This window comes from Anoxynatronum sibiricum, assembly GCF_039414295.1.
Taxonomy (GTDB): domain Bacteria; phylum Bacillota; class Clostridia; order Peptostreptococcales; family Tindalliaceae; genus Anoxynatronum; species Anoxynatronum sibiricum.
In genome coordinates this window covers 1-8,171 of record NZ_JBCITM010000037.1, presented here as the reverse complement: position 1 = coordinate 8,171, position 8,171 = coordinate 1, and the positions used below count along the sequence as shown (strand labels likewise).

The following is an 8,171-nucleotide window of genomic DNA, read 5'->3' as shown; positions in this document are numbered from 1 at the left end:
TCCTGGGAGAGTAGGTCGCTGCGACTCCTTACCTTCTAAATACCCTAACATTCCAGAGTAGCTCAATGGTGGAGCACCCGGCTGTTAACCGGTAGGTTGGAGGTTCGAGTCCTCTCTCTGGAGCCAATCATGCCGAAGTGGCGGAACTGGCAGACGCACAGGACTTAAAATCCTGCGATCCTTCAAGATCGTACCGGTTCGATTCCGGTCTTCGGCACCAGGATTTTAGCATAAGATGCATTAATTGACGACGCGGGGTGGAGCAGCTGGAAGCTCGTCGGGCTCATAACCCGGAGGCCGCAGGTTCGAATCCTGTCCCCGCAACCATTGTTTTAATATGGCGGCATAGCTCAGCCGGCTAGAGCGTTCGGTTCATACCCGAAAGGTCACAGGTTCGATTCCTGTTGCCGCTACCAATTAACCAGGCCCCTTGGTCAAGCGGTTAAGACACCGCCCTTTCACGGCGGTAACAGGGGTTCGATTCCCCTAGGGGTCACCAATGTGGGAGCATAGCTCAGCTGGGAGAGCACCTGCCTTACAAGCAGGGGGTCACAGGTTCGAGCCCTGTTGCTCCCACCAATATCCGGCCCGGTAGTTCAGTTGGTTAGAATGCCAGCCTGTCACGCTGGAGGTCGAGGGTTCGAGTCCCTTCCGGGTCGCCATCTTTATATTGTTGCGGGTGTGGCGGAATTGGCAGACGCACTAGACTTAGGATCTAGCGGGCGACCGTGGGGGTTCAAGTCCCTCCACCCGCACCATATTTTATTGCTATGCGGAAGTGGCTCAGCGGTAGAGCATCGCCTTGCCAAGGCGAGGGTCGCGGGTTCGATTCCCGTCTTCCGCTCCAGTGATTTGACCCATTAGCTCAGTCGGTAGAGCACCTGACTTTTAATCAGGGTGTCCCGCGTTCGAGTCGCGGATGGGTCACCAGATTTATTATAAGGCGGCATAGCCAAGTGGTAAGGCAGAGGTCTGCAAAACCTTTATCCCCAGTTCGAGTCTGGGTGTCGCCTCCACATCGTGCGCTCATAGCTCAGCTGGATAGAGTGCTTGACTACGAATCAAGAGGTCGGGAGTTCGAATCTCTCTGGGCGCACCAGAAAGTGCAAAGGTCTAAACGCTAATTAAGCGTTCGGACCTTTTTTGTATATATAGAGTAGTCACCTGATCGAAAATAATTACTGTTGGAAGCTTATGGCGTGGTGATCATGTTTTTCGGGGATATCAGAACAACACCATGGTTTGGTGTGAGTAATGTGCCTTGATTCTTACAACTACATAACATATCACTCATTCCGCTTTACTAAAACAGTCATATTATGTAAAATGAATGTAGTTTCAAAGGGGAGGGGATATGCCATGAGAGCATTTTACAATAAAGGTTTTTTAACCGAAAAGAGTTTTTCAACATTGATTATCAGCATGGCAATCATTTTGACTGCAATGCTGCTGATGACTACCGCAGGCCACGCCATGACAGTGGGGACAGAGATCGGTGAAGTTCTTTCCACCGATATACTGGCATCCATTGACAATAAATCTATCCCTTCGCTCAATATTAACGGATATACAGCTATCATTGTTGAAGATTTGCGGGCATATGGGTTTAACGTTACCTGGAATGAACAGGAGAAAACACTTCATGTGAATAGAAACTTAGCACTGAGTATTACTGGAAAACCTTATGAAGTGTTACAGATAGAACCAGGTAAGCGAATTTATCCAGTGTTATTTACCGATATTAAAACGTATCTTGATGGTGTTGAAGTTGCTTCGTTTAACATTGATGGACAGACAGCAATTTTTTTTAATCAATTGAAAAACTATGGGGCTGTGGGTTGGAACGAGCAAGCTCGCATTGCTTCCCTGGAGTTTCCTGTGCTCTTACCTGAAACAGCAATAACTCAAGATGTTAATGAGCAGGAAACACTTACAACTGTTACCAGACACTCGACTCAACTGGATCCGGAAGACAGTTACATTTTTCATCAACCATTTGATAAATCAGCTATTCCAGAATTAATCGATGTAGGCGTTAGCTTTGGCGAAACTGCTGTGTCTCGCGTACAGATAACAACAGGTGATGGATTTGTCGTTGGTGAGTTTGAAGGTGATCGGTTCAATCCACAAATTAGGATCCAGGATACGAATCAATTGCAGTTGGAACGTGATGATGATTATTATGTTGGCACTGATGGGTGGATACATACATTGGAGAGGGCTCAGGATTTCTTGCAGGAGTTGCGTTTGTCAGGAATAACCGGGTTAGTCGCTCGTGACGGGCATGGATGGAATATTTATCTTGGCCCTTATCACACTGCATCAGATGCAGATCAGCATATCAAAATAATGGAACTTGACCCTGATAAGTGGCATGTTGTTGCCGCTGACTCGAGGCGCGTTCGAATCAATAACAGCACAGGAAATCCAATTATTGTGTATTCATCAGAGACGCCGCTTCACATTATTTCGGGATCGAATATTCCCGATCAGTCACTGGTGCAAATAGGTCAGTCAAAATATCGCGGATCAGTGACTGCCATTCGAAAACCATTCGAAAACTTGACGGTCATTAATCGATTGCCTATTGAACAGTACCTGTACGGTGTTGTACCACGCGAGATGCCACACAGTTGGAGTTTAGAAGCACTCAAGGCACAGGCTGTTGCAGCCAGAGGTTTTGCCATGGCGAACCTTGGCAAGTATCATGATTTGGGTTTTGACGTTTGTACAACGGTTAATTCCCAGGTATATGGTGGATATGCCAGTGAACAATCAAGCACCAATCAAGCAGTCGATCAAACCGCTGGAATAATGATGACCTACCAGGGAGAACTGGTAATTCCGTACTATCATTCCAATAGCGGAGGGCGTACTGAATCAAGTGAAAATGTGTGGCGTGAGGCTGTTCCATATGCTAGAGGAGTGGAAGATTCATATTCGCTCAATACTACTCATGCGAGCTGGGAAGTTAGCATGACATATTCAGAGCTTGAACAGGCAATGCGCAATAGTCAAATGGATATAGGTGAAGTAGAAAGTGTGTATATTGATGAGACAACTGAAAATGGACGTGTCAGCAGGTTGGTTGTTGTGGGTAGTCAGGGTACTCAAGAAATCATTAGACAGGAAAATCGATGGGTATTTGGTCTTAAAAGCCATTATTTCGATATACAGCTAACTAATGGATCAGTTATTTTTTATGGTAAAGGATTTGGTCATGGTGTAGGGATGAGTCAATATGGAGCAAAAGCGATGGCAGAAGCGGGATATTCCTGGCAGCAGATTCTGCAACACTATTATTTAGGAGTTCACATTGAATAAATAGTTTGTTTATTAGTTTGTGATTAAACTAAACAAGCGATTCAGGGCATTCTACTAGAGGATTGTCTCGAATCGCTTGTTTGTCGTTTTCTGAAGAAGAATAAAAATGTTTATAAAATCTGAAACCATTTACGGGCAATATCGTTACAACTATTGGGTAGTATGTAAACATAGAAAGGCTAAAGAACATAAGTCATGTGATGTCATATTACGAATTTGACGTTTGACAGGAGGTAAATCATGAAAAGATGGAGCATAATAATACTGGTGTTGATGATAATCTCTTCAACATGTACAGTCAATGCTTTTATATTCAGTGACATTGAAAATCACTGGGCTGAAGAAGCAATCTATCAGGTAAGTTTCGATGTCCCGGTTTTCAGCGGGTATCCTGACGGAACTTTCAGACCTGATCATTCCATCACTAGAGCAGAATTTGTTGTGATGATCAATAAAGTCATTAATTTGAATGGATTGAAAAGTGAATCTTCCCTAAGTGATGTAGAATACAGCGATCTGCCAGTGAATCATTGGGCATTTAAAAGTGTCCAGAATGTTCATAAGCATAGGTTTGCGGCCCGGGAAGATGTCTTCGCATTTAAAGCTGTTTTTCCGGATGATTTTTTTTATCCAAACATACCAATTACACGTCTTGAAGTGGCACTCTTAACACATGGCCTGACAACACCCCCTATTTCTAATTCGAAAGACATACACTTTAGTGATGTGAATGCCGATGATCCCTATGCAAATCAATTGAGCGAACTGGTGGCCAGTGGAATTATTAGTGGTTATGAGGATGGGACATTTCGCCCAGAAAATTTGATTACCCGAGCTGAAGCAGCTGTGCTGGCAGAAAAAATATATCATAATCTTTCCTATTTGAAAGAAGACCGACTCTCGATTGCATATCCAGAAAATATCAGACCATTAAGGTATCCTGTTTTTGATATTCCGCTAGACAGAAATGAGTATAATGAATTAGATCGAAAAATGAACAATGTTATTGCGACACTTGAATATCGGGACATTGTAGGATTTATACCATTCGATGAACGCGATCTTTATGATCCTGATCCAATTGAAACTTTATGGAGTCTGAAAAATCAGGACTATCAAAGAGTTTTGGCAAACAATTTTTATTTGATGGTCTACGATCAATCCATTAATCCGTTAAGAAGGGTGGAACTGGCGACAGAAGCCTTGCAAAAATACATGAGTATGAATCCGTCAGATGTAAATAATTTCTTGTTGTTAGCTTATGAAATTCAAGAAGAAGCCCCTAACACTCTATTCATTGATGCACTTCAGCGACATCGCCGAAGTGAGTTGAATAGACAGGAAAAGATTGAATCAACGATACTTCTTAGTGAAAAACTGTTGAAGCAAAATCGTTTGACAGAGGCAGCGGAGCTTTATCCGCCATTGATCCAATCCGAAACAGATATCAGAACGTTGTTGATTCTGATTCAAAATGACGTATTCATCAGCTTTGTTGATAAAGGAACGGATGATGCACTTGATCGCCTCGAGAACTACTGGGAACAGTTAAAGGAGCATTCTCGTTATTGGTTCTTTGAATCTGAAGTGGAAGAACATCTCACAGGTCTTGCAAAACAAATCATTCTTCAAAGTCAATAGATGATATGAGAGCTTCCAATCCATAAACAACGATTGGAAGCTTTACATCGCTGACATATTCCGTTATGATGATAAGCGTCGAGTTCATTTAAGCGGGGGATGTACATGGAAATATATTTGGATAATGCATCAACAACAAAATTAGATGTCAGTGTGATGCGCGTTATGAATCAAAGCTATCAGGAAGATTACGCGAATCCTTCCTCAATACACCATGCTGGATATTCTGTTAAGCAGAAAATGGAAATGTCCCGAAAAACAATCAAGGACTTGCTCCATGTATCATCAGGAGAGCTCGTTTTCACATCTGGAGGGTCAGAAGGCAACAATCTGGCAATCATGGGGACGCATGGTTGGAAGTTTGGCCGGTACCAGTGGGTATGCAGCGCTATTGAACACCCATCTGTAATGATGCCATACAGCTTTTTAAAAAAAAGCGGCGAACAAGTATTTCAGATTCCTTGTCAGAAAGATGGAATGATTGATGTTGCAGCACTGGAATCAATGGTAACGAGTGAAACAGCAATGGTTAGTCTAATGCACATTAATAATGAAACAGGAATTAAACAACCGCTGGAGGCCGCGATCAAGGTCATTCGAGATTGCAATCCGAATACATTGATTCACATTGACGGTATTCAGGCTGTGGGAAAAATTCGAGTGAATGTGTCTGCACTGCAAGCTGATTTTTATAGTATCAGTGGTCATAAATTTAATGGGCCCAGAGGTGTTGGAGCTTTATACATTCGTTATCCACAAAAGGTAAAGTCTATGATTATCGGCGGTGGACAAGAAAACGGGATTCGAGCCGGTACTGAGAATATTGCAGGAATTGCTGGCATGGAAGCAGCATTAGAGCTGAAGATAAATGGCCTAAACGAAAAAATAATTAACACAAGAAACATGAGATGCCAAATGATTGAGACACTAAAATCAGTTCTCGACGATGTTCACATAATTGAGGCAGCTGAGGACAATCAGGCTCCGGGGATTCTTCAGATATGCATTGAAGGAACAAAGAGCGAAGTGATGCTACGTATGCTCTCAGATGATGGGATTCATCTGTCAGCTGGGTCGGCATGTTCATCACACAAAGCAGGCAGTCATGTTCTAAAGGCGATGAAAGTACCTGATCATTTAATTGAAGGCGCTTTGAGGGTTAGCTTTGATGAAAGTCTTACACTTGAAGAAGTGGATTATTTTTCGGATTGTTTGGTAAGAAATACAAAAAAAATGAGAAAAATGATGAAGAGGTGAATCGTTGGAAAAGCTTATTATTATCCGAAGTGGTGAAACGGTTTTAAAGGGGAAAAACCGACGCCTTTTTGAAGAAAAGCTTATGAAGTCAGTTCGGCGCGTGCTCAAGCCATTAGGGTGTCATTCGTTTTACTTGCAGCATAATCGAATATACGTGCCTTTCGACCAGCGGGATGAATCTCCACTGTTGAAAGCGCTGATGAAGGTATTTGGTATTGATTTGATCAGTATCGCTGTCAAAATTCCTGTCGTTATGGAAGGGATAAAAGAAGCTGCACTTAATGAAGTGTTGCATCTTCAAATGCAGCGGGGAATAAAAACATTTAAGGTTCAGACAAAGAGAACAGATAAGTCGTTTCCAATTAGCTCTCAGGAAATCAGCCGAGAGATTGGAGCGCATCTGTTAAAACACACTGAAGGGCTTTTAGTGGATGTACATCATCCAGAGACAACCATTCATGTGGAAATTAAGGAATCAGCTTATGTGTTCAGCGATAGAGTTCGTGGATTAGGTGGATTGCCACGGGAAACCAATGGCAATGCGATGCTGTTGCTTTCTGGAGGAATCGACAGTCCGGTGGCTGGCTGGATGGTGGCTCGAAGAGGTGTTGCTTTAAAGGCAGTGCATTTTCACAGTTATCCATATACAAGCAAGCAAGCTAAGGATAAAGTCAAAAATCTAGCCAGGCTACTTTCGCATTATTGTGGACCAATTCAATTGTTTTCTATTAACCTGCTGCCCTTTCAACAAGAAGTTGCCGAGAAGTGTCCGGATGACGAAGGAACAATTTTGGTGCGTCGAATGATGACACGATTGGCAGAAATGCTGGCTACCTCACACGAGTGCGATGCACTGATTACTGGGGAGTCGTTGGGGCAAGTGGCAAGTCAAACAATTCAAAGCATACGCGTAACAAATGAAGCAGTGTCATTACCTGTATTTCGGCCATTAATAGCAATGGATAAAAGTCAAATCATTCAGGTAGCCCGAAAAATTGATACTTATGAGACGTCTATTTTGCCATTTGAGGATTGTTGCACTGTGTTTTTACCTAAACGCCCTGTCACCAAACCACGTCTGGATAAAATTGTCAACTCGGAAAAGATAATTGAGATGGAAGCGATGACCACCAATTTGTTGAATAGCGTTGAAGTGGAATGGGTTAAAGAGTCATTGCATCAGGTGGTGGGCGAAGATGCTTTGTCTTAGCCTGGATAATGTGCAAAAGGAGGAAGCAGTATGTCGAAGCTAACACATTTTAATGAAGAAGGCCGTGCCAAAATGGTTGAAGTTGGACACAAACTGAACACACAGCGCGAGGCAATTTGCAAGGGTTCCATTATAATGAAATCAGAAACACTTCGTCGTATCATTGAGCACGATATTAATAAAGGGGATGTTCTGGCAGTGGCTCAAGTGGCTGGCATAATGGCTGCTAAAAGAACCAGTGAGCTGATACCCATGTGTCACAATCTGTTTCTTTCAGGAGCCGATGTTCAGTTTCAGATTGATCGGGAAAACAATAGAATTGAAATCCTGGCAAGTGTCAAAACAACTGGCAAAACGGGTGTGGAAATGGAAGCATTGACTGCGGTATCAGTAACAGCACTGACCATTTATGACATGTGTAAAGCCATTGATAAGGAAATGACCATAACAGATATTTGTCTGTTGCGCAAATCCGGAGGAAAATCAGGTGATTATGCCAGACCCGGCACAGAAGAAGATGAAATTCCAGTAGTACGAGGATAATATCTTTAAAAGTACTGGTGCGGACTATCAATATAATATCAAAAACCGGCGTTGAAGTTATCACGCCGGTGAGGTTGTTGAAAAAGTCTATGAAAATAGGCTTTTTTTCTTGCAATCAAAAAGGAGATTCGCCCCTTGATGTCGAATATAGATATAAGGGGTGATTCGAATGATGACAAAGAGAGACCATGTTCAG

The 8,171-nt window shown here is 42.8% G+C and carries 5 protein-coding genes and 12 tRNA genes; all 17 read left to right on the top strand.

All coding sequences use genetic code 11. The features are described from left to right. The first annotated feature begins 51 nt into the window (after positions 1-51). The 17 genes from AAIG11_RS17705 to moaC all read left to right on the top strand — a co-directional run bounded on the left by AAIG11_RS17705 (position 52) and on the right by moaC (position 7,975). Positions 52-126, top strand: a tRNA-Asn gene (locus AAIG11_RS17705). Between the two features lie 5 nt (positions 127-131). Continuing rightward, positions 132-220 (top strand) — tRNA-Leu (locus tag AAIG11_RS17700). 31 nt (positions 221-251) lie between these two features. Continuing rightward, positions 252-327 (top strand) — tRNA-Met (locus AAIG11_RS17695). 12 nt (positions 328-339) lie between these two features. Continuing rightward, positions 340-416: transfer RNA gene (locus tag AAIG11_RS17690), tRNA-Met, on the top strand. An 8-nt stretch (positions 417-424) separates the two neighbouring features. Further along, a tRNA-Glu gene (locus AAIG11_RS17685) sits at positions 425-499 on the top strand. A 4-nt stretch (positions 500-503) separates the two neighbouring features. Then, positions 504-579: transfer RNA gene (locus AAIG11_RS17680), tRNA-Val, on the top strand. 6 nt (positions 580-585) lie between these two features. Continuing rightward, positions 586-662 (top strand) — tRNA-Asp (locus AAIG11_RS17675). 13 nt (positions 663-675) lie between these two features. Then, positions 676-758: transfer RNA gene (locus tag AAIG11_RS17670), tRNA-Leu, on the top strand. 14 nt (positions 759-772) lie between these two features. Next, positions 773-847, top strand: a tRNA-Gly gene (locus tag AAIG11_RS17665). Between the two features lie 7 nt (positions 848-854). Beyond that, positions 855-930: transfer RNA gene (locus tag AAIG11_RS17660), tRNA-Lys, on the top strand. A gap of 12 nt (positions 931-942) precedes the next feature. Further along, a tRNA-Cys gene (locus AAIG11_RS17655) sits at positions 943-1,016 on the top strand. Positions 1,017-1,022: 6 nt separating this feature from the next. Further along, positions 1,023-1,099, top strand: a tRNA-Arg gene (locus AAIG11_RS17650). Between the two features lie 260 nt (positions 1,100-1,359). Continuing rightward, positions 1,360-3,324 (top strand): SpoIID/LytB domain-containing protein, encoded by a 1,965-nt coding sequence (locus tag AAIG11_RS17645; RefSeq protein WP_343187532.1) that lies wholly within the window; start codon positions 1,360-1,362, stop codon positions 3,322-3,324. 240 nt (positions 3,325-3,564) lie between these two features. Then, a complete protein-coding gene (locus AAIG11_RS17640; protein ID WP_343187531.1) occupies positions 3,565-4,965 on the top strand; it encodes an S-layer homology domain-containing protein in 1,401 nt (466 codons plus the stop codon). 105 nt (positions 4,966-5,070) lie between these two features. After that, positions 5,071-6,222, top strand: coding sequence for a cysteine desulfurase family protein (locus AAIG11_RS17635; RefSeq protein WP_343187530.1), 1,152 nt, complete (start codon positions 5,071-5,073; stop codon positions 6,220-6,222). A 4-nt stretch (positions 6,223-6,226) separates the two neighbouring features. Next, positions 6,227-7,432: a tRNA uracil 4-sulfurtransferase ThiI gene (gene thiI / locus AAIG11_RS17630; RefSeq protein WP_343187529.1), complete on the top strand. Its 1,206-nt coding sequence runs from the start codon at positions 6,227-6,229 to the stop codon at positions 7,430-7,432. Between the two features lie 30 nt (positions 7,433-7,462). After that, on the top strand, positions 7,463-7,975 hold the full coding sequence (moaC, locus tag AAIG11_RS17625) for a cyclic pyranopterin monophosphate synthase MoaC (RefSeq protein WP_343187528.1): 513 nt from the start codon (positions 7,463-7,465) through the stop codon (positions 7,973-7,975). Positions 7,976-8,171: the final 196 nt, after the last annotated feature.

What these genes read in the sequence shown, in the direction of transcription:
- AAIG11_RS17645 (WP_343187532.1), top strand. Translation starts at nt 1,360, where the DNA reads ATGAGAGCATTTTACAATAAAGGTTTTTTAACCGAAAAGAGTTTTTCA.
- AAIG11_RS17640 (WP_343187531.1), top strand. Translation starts at nt 3,565, where the DNA reads ATGAAAAGATGGAGCATAATAATACTGGTGTTGATGATAATCTCTTCA.
- AAIG11_RS17635 (WP_343187530.1), top strand. Translation starts at nt 5,071, where the DNA reads ATGGAAATATATTTGGATAATGCATCAACAACAAAATTAGATGTCAGT.
- moaC (WP_343187528.1), top strand. Translation starts at nt 7,463, where the DNA reads ATGTCGAAGCTAACACATTTTAATGAAGAAGGCCGTGCCAAAATGGTT.